The organism is Kytococcus sp. HMSC28H12, from assembly GCF_001816045.1.
Lineage (GTDB): Bacteria > Actinomycetota > Actinomycetes > Actinomycetales > Dermatophilaceae > Kytococcus > Kytococcus schroeteri.
Genome location: NZ_KV824612.1, coordinates 1 through 2,000 on the forward strand (window position 1 = coordinate 1; position 2,000 = coordinate 2,000).

The following is a 2,000-nucleotide window of genomic DNA, read 5'->3' on the forward strand; positions in this document are numbered from 1 at the left end:
GCAGCTCGCGGTCCAGCAGGGGAGCGGTGCCCTCGGGGGTGCGGTCACGCGGCGAGACGCCGGTGCCGCCGGTGGTCACCACGAGGCGGGCCCCCTCGCGCAGGGCGGCGGCCACGGCCTCGCGGACGGGGTCCTCGCCGTCGGGCACCACGCGCAGGTCCACCCCCTCGAGCAGGTCCCCCAGCCCGGACGTGAGCAGGTCGCGGGTGAGCGGCCCGGAGCGGTCCTCGCGCTCCCCGCGGGAGACCCGGTCGGAGACCGTGAGGACGCAGGCCCTCACGGAGCTGTCCCTCGCAGCGGTCGGCATGCCCGCCAGCCTACGTCCGGCCCCACCCCGCGACGCGAGGAGGGCCGGGCGGGGACATGCCCCACCCGGCCCTCCGGCGGTGCGTGGCTCAGCCGCGCAGGCGCTTCATCCACGCCTCGACGTCCGCCGAGGTGCGGGGCATGAAGCCCGAGAGGTTCTCGCAGCCGTCTCCGGTGACCAGCACGTCGTCCTCGATGCGCACGCCGATGCCGCGGAACTCCTCGGGCACCTTGAGGTCGTCGGCCTTGAAGTACAGGCCCGGCTCCACGGTCAGGCACATGCCCGGCACCAGCTCGGCGCCCATGTACTCCTCGCGGCGGGCCAGCGCGCAGTCGTGCACGTCGATGCCCAGGTGGTGGCTCGTGCCGTGCACCATCCAGCGGCGGTGGTACTGGCCCTCGGGGGCGAGGGTGTCCTCCACGGACACGCCCTCGGGGAGCAGGCCCCACTCGTGCAGGTGCTCGGCGATCACGCGGATGGCCGCGGCGTGCACGTCGCCGAACTTGTTGCCCGGCTTCACCGCGGCGATGCCGGCCTCCTGCGCGGCGTACACCGCGTCGTAGACCTTGCGCTGGGCGTCGGTGAAGGTGCCGCCGATGGGCAGCGTGCGCGTCACGTCGGCGGTGAACAGGGAGTCCAGCTCCACGCCGGCGTCCAGCAGCAGCAGTTCGTTCGGGTCCAGGTCGCCGGTGTTGCGGATCCAGTGCAGCGTGTTGGCGTGGTCGCCGGAGGCCACGATGGAGTCGTACCCCACCCCGTTGCCGGCGTGGCGGGCGTGCAGGCCGAAGACGCCCTCCACCCAGCGCTCGCCGCGGCCACGCCGCACCGCCTCGTCGAGGTTCTCGATGACGGCGTCGAAGGCACGCCCGGTGGCCCGGACGGCCTCGCGCATCTGGTCGGCCTCCCAGTCGTCCTTGACCAGGCGCAGCACGGAGCAGGCGTGGGCGAGCTCGTCGTCGCGCTCGGTGGCCGAGGCGTCGTCGGCGGCGTCGCCGCGCACCCGGCGCACCAGCTCGGTCACGTCGCGGTCGGCGTCCGGCACCACGCGCAGGCGGTCGGCGTCGGCGGCCAGGTCGGCCTCCAGACGGTCCACGTGGCGGGCGTCCAGGCCGAGCTCGCGGCGGATGTCCTCCTCCACCGGGCGCGGGCCCACCCAGAACTCGCCGTAGCGGGAGTCGGCGAAGAACTCCTCGGAGTCACGGGCCGCCATCGGCCGGAAGTAGAAGACCGCCTCGGGCTCGCTGCCGGCCTCGCCGGTGCGGATCACCAGGACGGCGTCCGGCTCGCGGTCGGCGCCCAGGCCGGTGAGGTGGGCGAAGGCCGAGTGCGGGCGGAACACGTAGTCGGTGTCGTTGGAGCGCACCTTGAGGCCGCCGGCGGGCACCACGAGGGTCTGCTCGGGGAACTTCTCGGCCAGGGCGGTGCGGCGGGGCGCGGCGTACTGGGCGGCCTCCAGCGGGCGCACCCCGGAGAGGTCGCGCTCGGCCCAGTCCGCGGCGATGAACGCGCGGAAGTTCTCGGAGTCCGGACGGCTGCGGTGGTCCTGCTTCGGCTGCTCTTCACTCACCCGGCCAGTGTGTCATGCACCACGCTGCACACGGTGGCCGACCCCGGCGCCGAGAACGGCACCGGTGCCGTTCTCGACCGGACACCCCAACCCACCTCCGCACCGGTGCTGAACTCGACAGTCGAG

2 protein-coding genes are annotated in these 2,000 nt (G+C 74.2%); both read right to left on the minus strand.

Going from position 1 to position 2,000, the window contains the following annotated elements; all coding sequences use genetic code 11:
• On the minus strand, nt 1-307 hold a 307-nt coding region (locus tag HMPREF3099_RS09660), incomplete at its 3' end, for a MogA/MoaB family molybdenum cofactor biosynthesis protein (protein ID WP_237769821.1).
• 88 nt (nt 308-395) lie between these two features.
• Nucleotides 396-1,874: an aminopeptidase P family protein gene (locus tag HMPREF3099_RS09665; protein ID WP_070705766.1), complete on the minus strand. Its 1,479-nt coding sequence runs from the start codon at nt 1,872-1,874 to the stop codon at nt 396-398.
• Between the last annotated feature and the right edge of the window lie 126 nt (nt 1,875-2,000).